Raw genomic sequence first — 18,555 nt, forward strand, 5'->3', positions numbered from 1 at the left:
CATCATCCCCTGCGCAGGAGCGCTCGCATGTCTGCATTCCGTCTGTCCCTGTTGCTGCCGGCCTCCGCCCTGCTGCTGTCGGCCTGTGTCAGCACGCCTGGCCCGGAAGTCAAGGGCAGCGGCCGCTGCGACGCCAGCCAGCTCGGCTGGGCGATCGGCCAACCGGCCAATGAGCCCAACATCCGCCGCCTGTCCAGCGAGAGCGGTGCCGGTCTGGTCAACCCGATCGGCCCCAGCACCATCACCACCAAGGACATCCGTCCGGACCGCCTGCGCGTGTTCGTGGACAAGGACAACATCATCACGTCCACGCGCTGCGAGTAAGCGCCTCAGCAGGTTTCTGTAGAGCCGAGCCCACGCTCGGCTGCTCTCCGGTCAGGCCGCACGGAAAGCCAGCCGAGCGTAGGCTGGGTTCTACAGGGTCCAGGGTTCAGGGTTCGGTATAGCCGGCACAGTCCGGCAGCGCCTGGTCAGGATGGAACATCCCCTCCGCGAAGCGGAACAGCCGCGTGTAGCTGCACGCCGGATCCTGCTCGGTGCGCAGATCCTTCTTCTTCAGCGGCCCCTTCGCCAGCGAATCCTCGAAGCGTGAGACACCGGCAGGAAACCGTGTCGCCACGGTCTGGTAGCGCAGCACCGGCATGCCCTCGGCAGCCGTGTCCAGCGCCAGCTTCGCCGAGAAGCCGTATTCGTCGTGGCAGGCACCTGCGCGCTGCTTGATGTCCTGCTCGCTGAAACAGGCGCGGATCATCGCGTTGCCCAGCCATGGCACGGTCAGCACGTCGTCGTCCACCTGGATGTCGTCCTGCAGGTGGCGCACGCGTGCCAACTGCAACGTAGATGCATCGGCACCACCGCCGGAATACATGCTGCTGAACGAGACGATGCCGCCCACCAGCACGTTCTGGCGGTCGCGCTGCTGCGGATCGGTCACCGACGCGTCGCTGCCAACACCCGGAGCCAGTCGCACGATCCAAGGCCACAGCTTCAGATCACTTTCCTGCGGCACGTCGATGCTGACGTGGTAGGTGTGCGGCGTGCCCTGGCCCGGCACCTTCTCAAGCACTTCCAGCGCAGCCGGCCGATCACCATCCTCGGCAACCGGCTGCACACGCACGCACCAGCTGCCGTCCCGCGTGCAGTCATAGAGCCCCGCCGGTCCCTTCTCATTGGCGATCAGCACCTGCCCCAGCGGCTCCATCACATTGCCGACGGCATCGCGCTGATGCGGCAGGATCGAGCCCTGCGCCAACGCCAGCGCGGGAGTAGCCAGCAGTGTGGCGCACAGGGTCGCGCGGGCAACGATGGTGGGCATGGAGGATATTCCTGCTCGTGGAATCCAGATGGTAACCGCTGCTCCGGTAGAGTCGAGCTTGCTCGACTGCTGTCTGTCGGGAAGAGCAGCCGAGCATAGGCTCGGCTCTACAGTAAAGCCACGTTGTATCCGTCAATGCCCACTACAGTCGCAGCCACCCCAGCCCTTCGCTTTCGAGGTCTGTCCGATGCCGGGATTGAAGGTGTTGCTCGGGTCCAGCTGCTTGTAGAACCCCGCCAGCGCCGGCTTGGCCGGGTACAGGTGGCCGACGTTGTGCTCGGCCGGGTACTCCGCACCGCGCTGGTCCAGCAGCGCCCACATCGCATGCTCGATGGCCATCGGATCTTCACCCTTGCGCGCGATGTAGTCCTGGTGGAACACGTGGCACAGGAAGTGCCCGTAATACAGCTTGTGCAGCAGGCGGCCGTCTATATCGGCCGGCAACTGCTCGAACCAGTCGGCATCATCCCGGCGCAGGGCAATATCCAGCGCCACGATGTCCTGCACCTGATCGCGATGCACTTCGCGGTAGCGCACCGCGGCACCGGCCACGGCGAAGCGATGCAGGAACGCCTTGCGTCCCTCTTCGGCCGTGCAGTGGAAGTAACCGCCCTCATGGTCGGCGAAGAAGCCGCGCAGCCAGGCCTCGGTTTCCGCTGCGTCCTGCGCGGAAACCTTCAGCAACAGATGATGCTCGTAACGCTGGCGGAACTCGCCCATGCGCTTGGGCAGGTGCGAGGGCAACAGACCGGTCAGCAATTGCATCATGCGGTCGGTGATACCGCGCAGGCCCAGCCGTTCGAACCAGCCATCAACCCGGCTCTTCAGTGCGAATGCGGCCGGAACGCGCGCGGTACCGAGCTTGTCGATCAGCAGGAAACTGTCCTTGCCGTAGCGCTCGCCGATGTCATAGGCATCGCGGTGGATGTATTCGCCGGCAATCGGCAGGCGTTCGAACCCGGTCAGCAGCTGGCGCCGGATCGCGGTGAGGCTGTCGGTGCGGTTACTTCCGATATAGAAGACCTCGGCGGACTCCTTCTCGAAGGTATCCAGGCGCACCGCGAACACCGCAAGCTTGCCGGCCGAACCGGCAGCTTCGAAGTGGCGGCTGGGATCGGCGTTGAAGCGCGCCGGGGTATCGGCATCGACCCGCCGCACTTCGTCGGCGTAGCGTGGATCGGAGGCGGCGCGGCCGTCGCCGTCACCCACGTCGGCAGCAGCATAGTCGCCGGCCTGCAGGCGCTGCAGGATCTGCTCGGGTGTATCACCCAGCGCGATACCCAGATGATTGACCAGCTGCAACTGGCCCTGCGCATCGACCTGCGCATACAGCGCCAGCTCGGTGTAGGCCGGGCCACGGCGCACCAGCGCGCCACCGGAGTTGTTGCAGATGCCGCCCAGCACCGAGGCGCCGATGCAGGACGAACCGATCACCGAATGCGGTTCGCGGCCCAGTGGCGCCAGCGTCTGCTCCAGCCGGTCCAGCGTGGCGCCGGGCAGGCACAGCACCTGCCGGCCTTCGTTCAACAGCTGGATGCCGGTCAGGCGCAGCGTGCTGACCAGCACGATCGGCCGCCCGTAGTCGTTGCCATCCGGGGTTGAGCCACCCGTCAGGCCGGTGTTGGCTGCCTGCAGGATGATCGCCGCTCCGCCCTGCACCGCCGCCTGCAGCACACGCCACAGTTCCAGCAGCGTGCCCGGGCGCACCACCGCCAGCACCGGGCCATCACCGAAACGATAGCCACGGCGGAAACGGCGCGTGGCCTTGTCGCCGGTCAGTACGTGGCCGCTGCCGACTGCGTCGCGCAACTGCGCCAGCATGGCATCGTGACCACTCATGGCAGGCTGACCAGCGAATCGCGGCCGATATCGGCGATGCGGCGCGCGCCCGTCAGGGTCATCGCCACGCGCATTTCCTTGGCGATCAGGTCCAGCAGGTTGGCCACGCCGGCCTCGCCCTGCGCGGCAAGAGCGTAGACGAAGGCACGGCCCAGCAGCACGGTGTCGGCACCGAGCGCCAGCATGCGCACCACGTCCAAGCCGGTACGGATGCCGGAATCGGCGAGGATCTTCAGGTCGCCCTGCACCGCATCGGCGATGGCCGGCAGTGCGCGTGCGGTGGACAGCACGCCATCGAGCTGGCGGCCACCGTGGTTGGAAACCACGATGCCATCGGCCCCGAACTTGACCGCATCACGCGCGTCATCCGGGTCAAGGATGCCCTTGATCACCATCGGGCCCTTCCAGAACTCGCGGATCCACTCCAGGTCCTTCCACGAAATCGAGGGATCGAAGTTGCTGCCCAGCCAGCCGATATAGTCCTCCAGCCCGGTCGGGTTGCCACGGTAGGTGGAGATGTTTCCCAGGTCGTGCGGGCGGCCGAACAGGCCCACGTCCCACGCCCAGTGCGGGTGGGTGATGGCCTGGCCGATACGGCGCAGCGAGGCGTTCGGGCCGCTCATGCCCGAGTGCGCGTCACGATAGCGCGCGCCCGGCACCGGCATGTCCACAGTGAACACCAGGGTAGTCACGCCGGCGGCCTGCGCGCGCTCCAGCGCGTTACGCATGAAGCCACGGTCGCGCAGCACATACAGCTGGAACCACATCGGTCGCTGGATCGCCGGTGCCACTTCCTCGATCGGGCACACCGACACGGTGGACAGGGTGAACGGGATGCCGCGGCTGTCGGCCGCGCGCGCCGCCTGTACTTCACCGCGTCGGGCATACATGCCGGTCAGGCCGACAGGCGCCAGCGCCACCGGCATCGCCAGCTTTTCGCCGAACAACTCGGTTTCCAGGCTCAGGTCGGACATGTTGCGCAGGATGCGCTGGCGCAGCGCGATGTCGGACAGGTCGGAAACATTGCGCTTCAGCGTGTGCTCGGCATACGCGCCGCCATCGATGTAGTGGAACAGGAACGGCGGCAGCCGGCGTTGCGCTGCGGCACGGTAATCGGTGGAGGCGGAGATGATCATGGGGTCAACCGTGTGGGGAAGGTAGACGCGAGGCCCGCGCACGCCGGGCTTCGTTGTCATCGAGGGCGCGCAGCGTGGTGTGCACGAACTCGAGGTGGGCATGCGCCGCGGCGCGCGCGCGTTCGGGATCACCTGCCAGCACCGCATCCATCATCTCGCGGTGCTGGTCGGACAGCGGCGAGAAGGTCCTCGCCGAGGTGTAGAGCTTTTCGCGGCTCTGCGAGATGTTGGTCTGCAGCAGCTCGAACAGGCCGCGCATCACCTGCAGCAGCACCAGGTTGTGCGAGGCCTCAGCGATGGACAGGTGGAAGGCCGCGTCAGCCTCCGCTTCACCGGTGGGGTCGTCCTTGCCGTGCGCGTCCATCATGGTCTGGAAGGCCTGCGCGATACGCGTGCGGTCCTCGTCGGTGGCACGCAGCGCTGCATGCCAGGCGGTGGCACCTTCCAGCGCGTGGCGGATCTCCAGCACGTCGAAACGGTATTCCGGGTCGCCCTGGAACAGCGGCAGATAGGGCGCCAGCGGTTCATCCAGCGCCTGCCGTGCGCGTGCCGCGGGTTCGGCCACGTAGGTGCCGCCACCAACCCGTGCGGTCAGCAGGCCCTGGCTGGCCAGCTGCGCGATGGCCTCGCGCAACGCCGTGCGCGAGACCCCCAGCTGCACCGCCAGGGTACGCTCGGCCGGAAGCCGGTCACCCGGTTGCAGCCGTTGTTCCTGCACCAGGCCGCGCAGCTGCGCGGCCACCTTGTCCGAAATACGTTGCGTGCTCATGGCGCCATTGTGGCCCGAAGCGCGTAACAGAGGGTCAGACCACGCGGCATGGCTCAGGGAATCATCCAGGTCAGCCAGTAGGCCTGGGCCAGGGTGATCAGGCCAACCATCGTAGTGAAGATCAGGCTGTGCTTGACCGTGAAACGGAACAAGTCCGATTCCTTGCCGGCCAGGCCGACCGCCGCGCAGGCAATGGCGATCGACTGCGGCGAGATCATCTTGCCGGTGACACCGCCGGTGGTATTGGCGGCCACCAGCAGCACGTCGGATACGCCGATCTGCTGCGCGGTGGTGGCCTGCAGTGCAGAGAACAGCGCATTGGACGAGGTATCCGAACCGGTCAGGAACACGCCCAGCCAACCCAGGAACGGCGAGAAGAACGGGAATGCGTCGCCGGTGTGCGCCAATGCCAGCGCCAGCGTTGCCGACAGGCCCGAATAGTTGGCGATGAAGGCAAAGGCCAGCACCATGCCGATCGAGTAGATCGGCATGCGCAGCTCACGCACGGTTTCGCCGAAGGTCTGCAGCGCCGAACGGGCTGGCATGCGCAGCGCGATGATCGCGATCACCGCGGCCAGGATGATCGAGGTACCGGTGGCCGAGAACCAATCAAACTTGTACACCGCCTCGTAGCTGAGCGGTGCATCCACGATCGGCGGCATCTTCTGCACCATCTGGTCCAGGCCCGGCACCGGGATCTTCAGCACCCAGCTTTCCAGCGGGCCGCCCGCCGCGAACAGCGACTTGAACGGTTTGATGCTCCACAGCGTGACCATCGCGGTGAGGATCAGGAACGGCGACCATGCCTTGGCGATCTGGCCGACGCTGTGCCGCGGCGCCTCCATTGCCTGTGCGGCCGCCTCAGCGCTGGTTTCGGTATCGAAGCGGAAGATCCGTACCGGCTTCCAGCGGCGCAGGAACAGGGTCAGGCAGACCAGCGACGCCAGCGAGGCGGTGATGTCCGGCAGCTCCGGGCCGATGAAGTTGGAGGTCAGGTACTGGGCGATGGCGAACGAACCGCCGGCCACCAGCACCGCCGGCCAGGTTTCCTTGATGCCGCGCCAGCCGTCCATGATCGCCATGATCCAGAACAGCACGATGACAGTCAGGAACGGCAGCTGGCGGCCGGCCATCTGGCCGATCTCGAAGGCATCCAGGCCGGTCACCTGCCCTGCCACGATGATCGGGATGCCCATTGCGCCGAACGCCACTGGCGCGGTGTTGACGATCAGGCACAGGCCGGCCGCATACAGCGGCTTGAAGCCCAGCCCGACCAGCAGCGCGGCGGTGATTGCCACCGGCGCACCAAACCCGGCTGCACCTTCCAGGAAGGCGCCGAAGGCAAAGCCGACCATCAGCATCTGCAATCGCTGGTCCTCGGTGACCGACAGGATCGAGGCACGGATGATGTCGAACTGGCCGGTCTTGACCGAAACCTTGTACAGGAACACCGCGCCGATGATGATCCAGGCGATCGGCCACAGGCCGTAGACGAAGCCGAAGCCGGCCGCGCCCAGCGCCTGCGCCACCGGCATGCGATAGAACAGCAGGGCCACACCCAGCGCGATGGCCACGGTAATCGTGCCGGCGAGCCAGCCCTTCATGCGCAGCACCGCCAGGGCGATGAAGAAGAACGCGATCGGCAGCAGCGCGATCAGGCTGGACAACCACAGGTTGCCGGCGGGGTCGTACAGGTGTTGCCAGGGCTGCATGAAGGCTCTCGACTGGGGCGGGATGTGCTCCACCGCAGGCGGTGGGTCGCCGTGGCCGATACTTATTGGTCGTACCAATAAGTCATATCAGCGAACCACGTGGAGCGGATTTAACCGCCACTCCGGCGAAGCGCCTATTAGACCATAGAGCTAGATGCCATATTGGTCTTACCATTCGCACAACATCAGGGTCAGAGCCCCTTCGGGGATCCGACCCTGCCAGGCACCCGGGATCGGATCCCCGAAGGGGCTCTGGTCCATCCCCAGACCACCTCGCCAGTCAGATCTTCTTCTCCAGCCGCCGCATCACCGCCAGCACCAGCACGCACAGCACGCTCACTCCAATGGCAATCACATACTTGCCGATACCCACCGCAATCCCGATGGCCGCGGCCATGATCAGCGAGCTGGCAGTGGTCAGGCCGCTTACCTGGTCCTCGCGTGAGCCGCGCAGGATGGTGCCGGCGGCGACGAAGCCCACACAGGCAACCACTGCTTCAATCAGGCGCACCGGGTCGACCTGCAGCAGGTCACGGTAGCGCTCCTGCTGGAAGTGCTCGGCCACCGAATCACCGAGGCCGACGATCAGTGCGGCCGCACCGGCAATCAACATGTGGGTGCGCAGGCCGGCGGCGTGCTTGCCCATTTCGCGCTCGACGCCGAGTACCCCGCCGAACAGCATCGCTGCGGCCACGCGCAGCAGGATCGAGACATCCTGGGTGAGTTCCATGGGCAAGCTCCGGGAGTTTTCCGGAGCGTTGCGCAGCAGCCGTGGCACAGCGGTGAAGGCCACACCACAGCCCGTTCACCCGGTATCGCCGGGCCATGCCCGGCGTCACTGTCGCCTGCGATCACCGCATCATTGCGCCAGATAGCCACCATCGATGGCGTAGTACGCGCCGGTCGCGAACGAGGCATCGTCGCTGGCCAGCCAGGCAACCAGCGCCGCCACTTCCTCGGCCGTGCCCAGCCGTTTCAACGCATGGCGCCCTTCCAGCGTCGCGCGCACCTTGGCATCCATCTTGTCCAGCAGCGGCGTGCTGATGAAACCCGGGCCGACCGCGTTGACACGGATGCCGTCGGCGGCATGTTCCCAGGCAGCGGTCTGGGTCAGCCCCACCACGCCGTGCTTGGCCGCCACGTACGCAGTGGAACCGGCATAGCCCACCTGGCCCAGGATCGAGGCCATGTTGATGATGCTGCCACCGGAACCTGCCGCACGCATCGCCTGGATCTGCGCACGCTGGCACAGGAATACGCTGGTCAGGTTGACGTCGATCACGCGCTGCCATCCCTCCACCGGATAGTCACCACTGCTGGCAGCCGGCCCACTGATGCCCGCATTGTTGACCGCGATGTGCACACCGCCCAGTTCCTTCACCGTACGCTGCACCGCCGCTTCGACGGCCGCATCATCGGTCACGTCCAGCGCGATGCCGATCGCCTGCACGCCGCTGCCCTGCAATTGCGCCACCGTGGCATCAACTGCCTCCTGCTTCAGGTCCCATACCGAAATACGCGCACCGGATGCGGCAAGGGTCTGCGCGACCGCCAGACCGATGCCGGATACACCGCCGGTCACGATCGCGGTCTTGCCGGTGAGCTGGTAATCAATCATCTGTGCTCTCCATCTGTGGGGGATCAGTGCGGCCTGTCGCCGTTAACCCCTCACGCTACGCCTCCGCCTGTGATGGCCCAGCAGACAGCGTGTCCACAGGCGATCGTTCCATCGATAAAACCTCAACCCAAGTTGATGTATGGAATTACGTACGGATATGCAGGCAAAACGCCGCCGTATGTTCTACGAAGCATTCAACTTGGCCGTATTGATCAATGGTTTTGACCATCTCGAAATCAAATGTGGGTGAATCGCGGCGACAATGGGAAACGCTTCCAGTTTCTTTGACACATTCATTCCAATCTGGCGTTTCCCCAGCCCTTCCAGATACCGCCTCCGACGCGTCGCAGCGTGTCCACGCAGGTATCGATCGGAAATGCATCTGCATTGCAGATGCGCATGGGTCAGGTGCTGCCAGTGTCCACCTCCAATGCAAGTGCCGAGCAATGTCCCGATACTTCACCTTTGCCGATTACCGCCGCTTCGGCCACCGCCACGGCTTCGACTACCGCGCCGATCCGGAACACCTGCGCGATGACCAGTGGGCCGGCCACGGCGAGGTCAACGAACAGTTCCTGCGCGGTGGCATGAGCCTGATCGCCTCCGACGTCCATAATCGTTTCCCGTATGTGGCAACCGCCCAGCAGAGTCCCGGCCTGGCCATCCGCGTGATGTTGCAGGGCCAGGTCGATGTACGTGTTCCGCGCCGCCCCGGATTTACCCTGCGCGCCGGCACCGCCATGACTGCCCACCACCGCGAGCAGGTCGAAATGACCGGTGCACATCCGGGTGAGACACGAATGCGCGGGGTCAGCGTCATGGTGCCGGCCAAGATCGATCCGGACCTGTTCCAGCTGCCGCAGCTGGAGACTGCGCTCAGCACTCACCTGGAGTGCCGTCATTGGGCGATTCCGCACACCCTGTTGCCGGTGCTGGGACAGTTGTTCGACAGCCCCTGGCAGGACGGCATCGACGCGTTGTGGCGCGAAGGCGTGGCCCTGCAGCTGCTGGCCGTTGGCCTGCAAGCCGAAGATCTGCAGACCGACCAGGTGCGCGCATTGCGCGCGGGCCAGCGCGAGCGACTGGAACGCGTACGCGCCTACCTGCATGACGATCCGAGCCACACCCACAGCCTTGTCGAACTGGCCCAGCTGGCCTGCATGAGCCCGAGCTCGCTGCGCCGCCACTTTGCCCAGCAATATGGCTGCTCGGTGTTCGACTACCTGCACGAGCAGCGCATGCGCCACGCCGAACAAGGCCTGCGCGAGGACGGTTGGACCGTCGAGCAGGCTGCGGCCGCCAGTGGTTACCGCCACCCCAGCAACTTCGCTGCCGCGTTCCGCAAGCGTTTCGGACTGGTACCCAGCCGCTGGCGCACCGGTCCGTCGAAGGTAGGCTGAAGGCCCGTGCCCTGGCAGGTGTCGACCTTGGTCGACACGCTTTCACACCACCGCGGATGCCGGCCAGCGGCCGGCACTACCGCAGCCGCCAGGCATCGCGCACCCGGCGTACCTCATCAACCTCAATACACCGGCAGATCGATGTAGCTCGCCTGCGCCGCGCTGTGCCAGACCCGCTGCGTGGCCTTCTGGTAATCGCCCGGCTTGGCCAGGTAGATGTTCGGCACGTAGGTCTGCGGATTGCGGTCATACAGCGGGAACAGGCTGGACTGCACCTGCACCATCACCCGGTGCCCCTTCTGGAAGGTGTGGTTGGCATTGGGCAGGTCGAAGCGATACGGCAGCACTTCGTTGGCGGCCAGCGCCTTCGGATCGCTGAAGCTCTCGCGGTAGCGGCCGCGGAAGATCGCCAGCGACACCGGCAGCTCGTAACCACCCATCTCCGGCGTCGACGCTTCCTGGTCCGGATACACGTCGATCAGCTTCACCACCCAGTCGCTGTCGGTGCCACTGGTCGACGCCTGCAGATGCACCACCGGTGCGCCGCCGATGCGCAGCGGCGCGGTCAGCGGTTCGGTGATGAAGGTCAGCACGTCCGGGCGACCATCGACGAAACGCTGATCCTTGACCAGCCAGGTGGTCCACATGTCGCGGTCACCGAAACGCACCGGGCGCGGCACGAACGGCACCGGCTTGGCCGGGTCGGACACGTATTCCTCGAAGTCACCCTCGCCCGCCGCCGGCGCCTGGAACGCCAGCTTGCCGCCGGCACGCAGGTACAGCGGTTTGCTGCTGGCGGCACAGCCCTTGTCGCAGCTGCGCGGCCAACCCTTGAGGCGATCCCAATGGTTCTCGCCGGTGTTGTAGATCAGCACCGGCGGAGTGTCCGCCTTCGGCGCACCGTCCACCAGGTACTGGTCGAAGAACGGCTTGAGCACGTCACGGCGGAACTGCAGCGCGGTATCGCCATCGAACTTCAGCGCGCCCAGCTCGCTGCCGCTGTAGTTCACCTGGCTGTGCCGCCACGGGCCCATCACCAGGTAGTTGCGGTTGTTGCCGCTGTCGCGTCCTTCCATTGCCTGGTAGGCGTGGTTGGCACCCCACATGTCTTCCTGGTCCCACAGGCCCTGCAGCCACATGGTCGGCACCTTCAACGGAGTCTTCGCCATCACCGCGTCCAGCGCCTGGCCCTGCCAGAAGCCATCGTAGGCCGGGTGCTCGACCAGCTTCTTCCACCAGGTCAGCTGGTCCACGCCGGTGAAACGCGCGTAGTCCCCGGCCGAACCGATGCGCAGGAAGGTGCTGTAGTCGTCGTAGCCGAGACTGGGCAACGGCGTGCCCTTGCCGCGCTTCTCGGTCTGCATCGCGAAGTAGTTGAAGTTGACCTGGCGGAACGCGCCGTAGTTGAGCCAGTCATCGCCCATCCAGCCATCGACCATCGGGCTCTGCGGCGCAGCCACCTTCAGCGCCGGGTGCGGGTCGGTCAGCGCCATCACCACGGTGAAGCCCTCGTACGACGAGCCGAGCATGCCGACCTTGCCATTGCTCTCCGGCACGTTCTTCACCAGCCAGTCGATGGTGTCCCAGGCATCGGTGGAGTGGTCCACCTTGGTGTTGTTCAACGGCCCGCGCAGCGGCCGGGTCATCACGTAATCGCCTTCGGAGCCGTACTTGCCACGGATATCCTGGAACACGCGGATATAGCCGCCGTCGACGAACACCTCGTCGCCCTGCGGCAGCAGGTCGCGCATGCGCGGCGAATCACTGCGGCTGGCGCGACCGGCAGCGTCGTAGGGCGTGCGGGTGAGCAGGATTGGCGCATTGCGCGCACCCTTGGGCACCACGATCACCGTATACAGCTTGGTGCCATCACGCATCGGCACCATCACCACGCGCTTGTCGTAGTCACGACCGACATCGGGGGCAACGAAGGGCTTGCCGCTGATGTCCGGGGTCATCGGCGGGGTTTCGGTGGCCAGCACAGTGCTGGACAGGCAAAGGGCAATGGCTACAGCGACGGCACGCACACGCATGGACAACCCCTCCCGGCAGGAAAGCATCAAGCCTACTCCTGCCTGGAGCCGTGAAGTGTGGGCGGGCTTTGCATTCTGCGGTGGATGCAGGCAGGACTGATGGCACATGTGCCCCTCACTTCCGCTGCGCTCGCCGGGCATGGCCCGGCGGATCCATCAACCCGCTTGAACCTCATGCAGCGCCAGCCAGCGCCAGCGCCCTGCTTCCTGGCGCAGCACCGCCAGCGATTCCCGCCATACGGGTTTGCTGCCATCGATCAAATGCCCTTCGCGATAGCGCAGCACCGCCAGCGGCGAAGGCGCATCCACCGCCTGCACGGCGTCGATGGAAATCTGCAGCCCTGGACGCGCGCCATGGCCGCCCGCGAACAGCGCCTGCACGGCATTCCGGTCCAGCCTGCGACCCGCGATGCCGACCATGCTGAAGTCCGCGCAGAAATGCGCCATCAGATCCTCCAGCGCGTCGGTGCCGGCGTCGGCACGGAACCAGGTCTGCAGCTTGTCGTGCAGGAGGTGGACTTCTTGTTCTGCGGTGGCAGCCATCAGGTGTTCTCCGGTTGTGAAAGAGTGAGCAACTGCGGTCGGCGCAGCAGCGCCATCGGCAACAGTGTCAGTACCGCGGCCAGACCCAGCGCCACGCCGGTGGCGTGGGACGGCAGCCATTGCATGGCCAGTGCCAGCAGCAGCGCAATGGCGGCAGTACCGAGGCAGAAGCTGAGCTGGCGATTGAGATTCCAGAGGGCACTTGCGTCACCCAGCGCCTCACCCTCCACACCATGGAAGGCCAGCGTCTGCGCCGTACTGCTGCACAGGCTGCCGCCGGCGCCCATCAGCGCGAACAGCAGCCCGGCCAAGGCGACGTGCGGCTGCGGCAGCAGCGCCATCAACAGCAGGCCGCTGGCCTGCAGGACCATACCTGCACGCAACACCCTGGCTGCGCCGAAACGGGCCAGCAGGCGCTTGCTGGCTGTGATCGCAATAGCCGAGGCCAGCGCCCACGGCAGCATCAAGCCACCGATGCGTGCCGCGCTGTAACCCGCCTGGTGCAGCTGCAGGGTGCTGACCAGCTGGCTGCCGATGAACACACCGGGTACGGCCAGATAGACCAGCATCGCCAGCCGCAGCCCGCGATGGGACAGCAGCGACCAGCGCAGCAGTGGCTGCGCCTGCCTGCGTGCGTGGCGCAGGTGGGCCGCCGCCAGCAGCAATGCGATCAGCAGCAGTACGGCACCCGCGGCCCGATGGCCGGGTTCGCCCAGCCAGGTCAGCGCCAGCAGCAGCGCGCCCAGCGCCAGCATCGCGGTGGACAGCGCATAGGCCTGCAGGCGAGGTGCGCTACGCGCGTCATCGGCCGGCATCCACGCCAGCACCAGCCCGATTGCCGCCACCGCCAGCGGCAGGCTGGCCCACAGCACACCGCGCCAGGACAACCACTGCACCAGCAGCCCACCGAGCGCGGGCGCCAGTGCCGGCACCAGCAGCGCCACCAGCAGGATGCGGCGGGTCAGCGCGCCACGTTGGTCGGGCGTGCAGTGCCGATACGCTGCCGCCTGTGCCACCGGAATCAGCAGGCCACCGGCCAGGCCCTGCAGCAGCCTCCACCCGAGCAGCCAGCCGATATTCGGCGCAGCCCCGGCCAATACGGCGGAGGCGGCGAACAGCAGCAACGCCGCCAGCAGCAAGCGGCGTTCACCACAGCGCGCGGCCAGCCAGGGCGCCAGCGGAATCACCACGCTCAGGCCCAGCATGTAGGCGGTGCCCACCCAGGCAAGCGTGCCGATGTCGGCGTGCAGCTCCGCCGCCAGCGCCGGATAGGCCACCGTGGCGATGAACATGTTGACCAGATCCAGGGCGAACACCAGCAGGAAGATCGCCTCATGGCGCAGGCGGGGGGACGGCATCGGTGGCGCTCCAGCAGGGAAGCGGCCAGCATGCCGCCAGTGCTTTGTTGTAAAAACACGACGGCAGCTGCAACACTGTCAAACCTGTTTTGACAATGGATCGCCATGGTCAGCCTCGATCGCTTCGATATCTTCCGTGCCGTGGTCGAGGCCGGCAGCCTGACCGCCGCCGCCGACCGCCTGGGCCTGAGCCGCGCAGTGGTCAGCTTCAACCTGAAGCGGCTGGAACAGGAGCTGGGCGTGACCCTGTTGCTGCGCAGTACGCGCCACCTGGCCCTGACCGAGGCCGGCGAACAGTTCCTCCAACACTGCGTGCAGGCGCTGGATGCCGCGCAGGCGGCGATCGATGCCGCGCGCCGCGACCAGCACCAGCTGCAGGGCGTGCTGCGCCTGACCACTACGCCGGAGTACGCCCAGCTACGCTTGATTCCTGCGTTGGAGGCGTTCCGTGCGCGGCATCCGGCCCTGCAGCTGCACCTGTCGACCTCACCGGCACCGGCCGACCTGATTCCCGAACGCTTCGATCTGGCGATCCGCCTCGGCCGCCTGCCGGACTCAGGGCTGCATGCCAGCGAACTGGAACGCCATCCACTATCCGCGGTGGCGGCTCCGTCCCTGCTGGCCCGCCTGTCCTCTGTCGATGCTGCCGACGACCCCGTGCAGCTGGGCACCCTGCCCCGCCTCGGCTATCCGCGCCTGGCCGACGTGCCGGTGGTCGCGCCCGACGGCAGCGACGCACTGTTTGCCACCAACCCGGGTAATGCGGTGGTGCGCGTGGATGGCGCCAGCAGCCTGCGCGCCTTCGCCGTGGCCGGTGCCGGCGTCACCGTGCTGCCACGCTGGTTGATCGAGGACGATCTGGCCCAGGACCGGCTGCGTCCGGTGCTGCGCCAGCATCGATTCCCGCTGCAGAGCGTGTACGCGGTCTACCCACACAGCACGCAGCCCTCGCCGAAGGTGCGGCAGCTGATCGACTTCCTGCGCGGGTGGTTCACCGGCACGCCCGGGTGATGACGGCGCCCGCCGGGCATGGCCCGGCGCTACCTGGGATGCCGTGATCGGGTAGCGCCGGGCCATGCCCGGCGAGCGCAGCGGCAGTCCGCAAACAGACACGGCCCCTTGCGGGGCCGTCTCATCAACCATCAGGACTGCGCCAGATCAGCGCAGCACCTGCTCCACCAGTTGTACATCCACGCTCTGCAGCGGGGCGGCGGCATTGCGCGACAGCTGCACCTGGTAGGTGCCGCCATCGATCTTCCACTGCCGCGCCTGCGCATCGTAGTGGGCCAGGGTCTTCGGCTCGGCTTCGATGCGGATGCGGCGCTGTTCGCCCGGCTGCAGGATCACCTTGTCGTAGCCGATCAGGCGGATCGGCGTGGTGCTGCCGGCCGGCAGCTTCAGGTACAGCTGGGCCACGTCGGCACCGGCGCGCTTGCCGGTGTTGCGGATGTCGACGCTGGCGACCAGGCGCGAGCCTTCCACGCTCACCTTCAGGTTTTCATAGGCGAACGAGGTGTAGGACAGGCCGTGGCCGAACGCGAAGGTCGGGGTCAGGCCCTTGGCCGCCATCCACTTGTAGCCGACGTTGGCACCTTCGATATCGAAATCGAACACATCACCGAACGGCTTGGCCGGCTTGAAGCCGAGGCCGTCGATGTGCGGGCGCGGCAACTGCGATTCATCCGTCACCCAGGTCACCGGCAGGCGGCCGGACGGATTGACCTGGCCGGTCAGCAGTGCGGCAATGCCTTCGCCACCGCGGATACCCGGGTACCAGGCCTGCAGCATCGCCGGCACCTGCGCCAGCCACGGCGTGCGCACCGGGCCGTTGGTTTCCAGCACCAGCACGGTCTTCGGGTTGGCCTTGGCCACCGCCGAGATCAGTGCGTCCTGGTTGTCCGGCAGCTGCATGTCCGGCAGGTCCACCGATTCGGCGGCCCACTGGGTGGCGAACACGATGGCCACGTCGGCCTGCGCAGCAGCCTTGGCCGCAGCGGCGGCATTGGTGCCGTCCACATACTCGATGGTCGCGTCCGGACGCGCCGCACGCAGCGATTCCAGCGGCGAGGACGGGTGGAAGATCACCGGGCCCGGCCAGGTGGTCGGCAGCACGCCCGGCACCGCGTTGGTGCCCTTGGCGGTCACGCCCACCATCGACGAACCACCGCCACCGATCACGCCCTTGTCGGCGTGGCCGCCGATGATGACGATGCGCTTCACGCTGTCGGCCAGCGGCAGCAGGCTGCCTTCATTGCGCAGCAGCACGCTGCCTTCTTCCACCGTGCGCTGGGCCACGGCGAAACCGGCTTCAGCGTCGACCTTCTGGTGCTGCGGCGGGTTGTCGAAGTTGCCGTGCAGGAACATCGTGCGCAGGATGCGCGCGACCATGTCGTTCAGGCGCGCCTGCGGTACCACGCCGCCGTGCACGGCCAGGCGCAGCGGCTCATCGAAGAACACGGCCGCATCGAACACTTCACCGGCGGACTGCTGGTCCAGGCCGGCCAGCGCCGCCTTCGAACCGCTGTGCACGCCGCCCCAGTCGGACATCACGAAACCGGGGAATTTCCACTCCTGCTTCAGCACCTGGTTCATCAGGTAGCCGTTTTCGCAGCCGTAGGTACCGTTGATCTTGTTGTACGAGCACATCGCCACGCCCGGGCGGCCAGCTTCCAGCGCGATCTCGAACGCCAGCAGATCCGACTCGTGCATGGCCTGCTCGCCAATGCGCACGTCGTGGAAGTTGCGGCGGGTCTCCATGTCGTTCAGCGCGAAGTGCTTCATCGAGGAGATCACGTGCTGGCTCTGCACGCCCTGGATCACTGCGCCGACCATCGAACCGGCCAGCAGCGGGTCTTCACCAGCGTATTCGAAGTTGCGGCCGTTGCGCGGGTCACGCTGCAGGTTGACGCTGCCGGACAGCAGGATGTTGAAGCGCTGCTGCCAGGCTTCGCGGCCCATCGTCGCGCCACCGGCAAAGGCAACACCGCGGTTCCAGGTGGACGCCGTGGACGGGCCCGACGGCATGGCGGTGGCGAAATCACCCGGGCGGATGCCACCGGGATTGGTCACGCCCACGCCGGCGTCGGCCGACTGCTGCGACGGAATGCCCAGGCGCGCTACTTCCGGCACGAAGCCGGCCGAACCCACCGCACCTTCCGGCAGCTTGCCGCCATCCTTGCCCAGCCCGAAGTAGCTGTGCAGCATCTGGAACTTCTCGTCTTCGGTCATCGCCTTCAGCAGCAGCGCAGCGCGCGCGTCGGCGGTGAGCGCAGTGTCCATCCATGGCCGTTCACCCCCCTTGTCGGCGGCATAGGCCAGGGTCAGCAACGTGGCACGCAGGGCGCTGCCTTCCACCTTGAACGGCGCGCTGCTGGCGGCCTGGAAACCATCGCTGAAGTAGCTGGCATCGGCCTCCAACGCGACACGCGCCGGATCGAAGCCTGCGGCCTTGGCCGATTCACCGGCCACCGCGCCGAGCAGCACCGCCGGCGCGCCCAGCCGCGAACGCGTGACCAGTGCCGGAAGCTGTGCGGCGCCTGCACCAGCATCGGTGTAGACGGCTACGGTGTGGCGACCATCGTCCAGGCGCAGGTAGTTCAGGCCCGGCTGGTCGGGACCGGATTCGGCCGCGATCGGCAGCCGGGTCAGTACCGCCTGCCCGTGCTGGGTCTGGCCGTCATCCTTGCCGGTGGAAATGAAGCGGTACTCATAGCCCAGCCCATCGGCCAGCAGCTGCAGCGGATCGACCTGGCCGATGCCACGCTGCACCTGGCGCACGCTCACCGCGTCCACCTGCAGGGTCTTCAGCTGGGCGGCCAGGGCCGGCATCGCCTCGGCGGTCGGGGCCTGTTCCAGGGTCAACACAGTGAACGCGGCTGGGTCGGCCCAGGCCGGGGCGGCCAGTGCGGCAGACAGGGCCAGGGACAGTGCAAGCGGCTTTGTAAACGTTTTCATCGGCAGGCGTAATTCCGTTGCCAAGGCAATCGGTCCAGGGAAAGTGCCGCCGAAGGGTGCAGCGTTCATGCCGCGCAGGGGTTGCCAGGCAACGTCCCGCAGGCCGAAGGACGGGCCGGTCTGCGCCTGGGACCCTCCTCCCGGCGTGACAACCTGCCTGTCCGGGCCGCGCAGGGCGACCCAATCATGTGAAGATTGTGCGAGGGCGTTCACACCTGTCAACAGGACCTAAGTCACAGGGCGACCGCGACGGTCGGTTATCAGGCCATCACCGGCAGTCATCAGCGCGCCGCGCGGGGCTGCCGATAATGGGTTGTCACCGGCCCTGAACCCCGCCCATGAACATACACCGCGACTTCGATCACCTCTGGCGCGACCGCTGTGATACCTCCAGCCAGCGCAGTCCCCGCGTGCTGATCCGGGTATTCGTTGCCCCGGGCGAGCTGGAGCGCAGCGTGGCCTTCTACGAGCAGCTGCAGGGCGTGGTGGCCGATGCGGGCTTTCCGTTTCCCGATGCCGGCCTGCGCCTGGCGATGGTCGGTGCATTCCTGCTGATCGAAGGATGCGATGAGGCGCTGGCGCCGTTCACTTCGACCACGGGGACGCTGCTGGTCGACGACGTTCGGCCCTATCACGACAAGCTGGTGGCGGCCGGCGCCGAGATCATCTTCCCGTTGCAGGTGGTGCCCACCGGGGCGGCATTCAACGCGGTGCATCCTGATGGCACCGTGGTCGAGTACGTGCATCACCGGCCCGACCCGCACGGGCGGTGAGGGTACGCACGGCCGGGCTGCGCCCGGCACCCGCAGAGGCAACGGCCGAAGCAACAGCAGAAGCGAAAGCTGGGCTCCTGTGGGGTGGCGGGGTGGGTCCGGTTG

At 66.6% G+C, this 18,555-nt stretch carries 15 protein-coding genes; 4 read left to right on the plus strand and 11 right to left on the minus strand.

Annotated features, from left to right (window positions below; all coding sequences use genetic code 11):
• The first annotated feature begins 27 nt into the window (after positions 1 to 27).
• Positions 28 to 324, plus strand: a complete 297-nt coding sequence (locus tag DI041_RS16195) for a hypothetical protein (protein ID WP_046986524.1) — start codon at positions 28 to 30, stop codon at positions 322 to 324.
• 106 nt (positions 325 to 430) lie between these two features.
• Here DI041_RS16195 and DI041_RS16200 read toward each other — a convergent pair whose 3' ends face one another.
• The 7 genes from DI041_RS16200 to DI041_RS16230 all read right to left on the minus strand — a co-directional run bounded on the left by DI041_RS16200 (position 431) and on the right by DI041_RS16230 (position 8,389).
• A complete protein-coding gene (locus DI041_RS16200) occupies positions 431 to 1,315 on the minus strand; it encodes a hypothetical protein (protein ID WP_136638107.1) in 885 nt (294 codons plus the stop codon).
• Between the two features lie 132 nt (positions 1,316 to 1,447).
• Positions 1,448 to 3,154 (minus strand): D-lactate dehydrogenase, encoded by a 1,707-nt coding sequence (gene dld / locus DI041_RS16205; RefSeq protein WP_136638108.1) that lies wholly within the window; start codon positions 3,152 to 3,154, stop codon positions 1,448 to 1,450.
• Positions 3,151 to 4,290, minus strand: coding sequence for an FMN-dependent L-lactate dehydrogenase LldD (lldD, locus tag DI041_RS16210; RefSeq protein ID WP_010485059.1), 1,140 nt, complete (start codon positions 4,288 to 4,290; stop codon positions 3,151 to 3,153). The genes dld and lldD overlap by 4 nt, the downstream gene beginning before the upstream one ends.
• A gap of 4 nt (positions 4,291 to 4,294) precedes the next feature.
• Positions 4,295 to 5,059: a transcriptional regulator LldR gene (gene lldR / locus DI041_RS16215; RefSeq protein ID WP_136638109.1), complete on the minus strand. Its 765-nt coding sequence runs from the start codon at positions 5,057 to 5,059 to the stop codon at positions 4,295 to 4,297.
• A 53-nt stretch (positions 5,060 to 5,112) separates the two neighbouring features.
• Positions 5,113 to 6,771, minus strand: a complete 1,659-nt coding sequence (gene lldP / locus DI041_RS16220) for an L-lactate permease (RefSeq protein ID WP_046986518.1) — start codon at positions 6,769 to 6,771, stop codon at positions 5,113 to 5,115.
• A gap of 280 nt (positions 6,772 to 7,051) precedes the next feature.
• Positions 7,052 to 7,501, minus strand: a complete 450-nt coding sequence (locus DI041_RS16225; protein WP_032129616.1) for an MgtC/SapB family protein — start codon at positions 7,499 to 7,501, stop codon at positions 7,052 to 7,054.
• A gap of 129 nt (positions 7,502 to 7,630) precedes the next feature.
• On the minus strand, positions 7,631 to 8,389 hold the full coding sequence (locus DI041_RS16230) for an SDR family NAD(P)-dependent oxidoreductase (protein WP_046986517.1): 759 nt from the start codon (positions 8,387 to 8,389) through the stop codon (positions 7,631 to 7,633).
• Between the two features lie 446 nt (positions 8,390 to 8,835).
• On the opposite strand from DI041_RS16230, the gene DI041_RS16235 reads away from it, so the two are divergent.
• Entirely contained in the window at positions 8,836 to 9,789 is a 954-nt protein-coding gene (locus tag DI041_RS16235) for a helix-turn-helix transcriptional regulator (RefSeq protein ID WP_046986516.1), read from the plus strand.
• Positions 9,790 to 9,911: 122 nt separating this feature from the next.
• Here DI041_RS16235 and DI041_RS16240 read toward each other — a convergent pair whose 3' ends face one another.
• From DI041_RS16240 to DI041_RS16250, 3 genes are all read right to left on the minus strand, one after another.
• The gene (locus tag DI041_RS16240) at positions 9,912 to 11,822 is read right to left on the minus strand and encodes a CocE/NonD family hydrolase (RefSeq protein WP_136638110.1); all 1,911 of its coding nucleotides are present in this window, start codon (positions 11,820 to 11,822) and stop codon (positions 9,912 to 9,914) included.
• 156 nt (positions 11,823 to 11,978) lie between these two features.
• On the minus strand, positions 11,979 to 12,365 hold the full coding sequence (locus DI041_RS16245) for a DUF4440 domain-containing protein (RefSeq protein ID WP_046986515.1): 387 nt from the start codon (positions 12,363 to 12,365) through the stop codon (positions 11,979 to 11,981).
• Positions 12,365 to 13,723 carry an MFS transporter gene (locus tag DI041_RS16250; protein ID WP_136638111.1) on the minus strand — a complete coding sequence of 453 codons (1,359 nt, stop codon included), beginning with the start codon at positions 13,721 to 13,723 and terminating at the stop codon, positions 12,365 to 12,367. The genes DI041_RS16245 and DI041_RS16250 overlap by 1 nt, the downstream gene beginning before the upstream one ends.
• A gap of 105 nt (positions 13,724 to 13,828) precedes the next feature.
• On the opposite strand from DI041_RS16250, the gene DI041_RS16255 reads away from it, so the two are divergent.
• Positions 13,829 to 14,734, plus strand: coding sequence for a LysR family transcriptional regulator (locus tag DI041_RS16255; protein ID WP_136638112.1), 906 nt, complete (start codon positions 13,829 to 13,831; stop codon positions 14,732 to 14,734).
• A 147-nt stretch (positions 14,735 to 14,881) separates the two neighbouring features.
• Here DI041_RS16255 and DI041_RS16260 read toward each other — a convergent pair whose 3' ends face one another.
• Positions 14,882 to 17,677 carry a beta-glucosidase family protein gene (locus tag DI041_RS16260; RefSeq protein ID WP_136638113.1) on the minus strand — a complete coding sequence of 932 codons (2,796 nt, stop codon included), beginning with the start codon at positions 17,675 to 17,677 and terminating at the stop codon, positions 14,882 to 14,884.
• 338 nt (positions 17,678 to 18,015) lie between these two features.
• On the opposite strand from DI041_RS16260, the gene DI041_RS16265 reads away from it, so the two are divergent.
• The gene (locus tag DI041_RS16265; protein ID WP_014037567.1) at positions 18,016 to 18,450 is read left to right on the plus strand and encodes a VOC family protein; all 435 of its coding nucleotides are present in this window, start codon (positions 18,016 to 18,018) and stop codon (positions 18,448 to 18,450) included.
• The last annotated feature ends 105 nt before the right edge of the window (positions 18,451 to 18,555 follow it).

The organism is Stenotrophomonas maltophilia (assembly GCF_004920835.1).
Taxonomy (GTDB): Bacteria; Pseudomonadota; Gammaproteobacteria; order Xanthomonadales; family Xanthomonadaceae; genus Stenotrophomonas; species Stenotrophomonas maltophilia_AQ.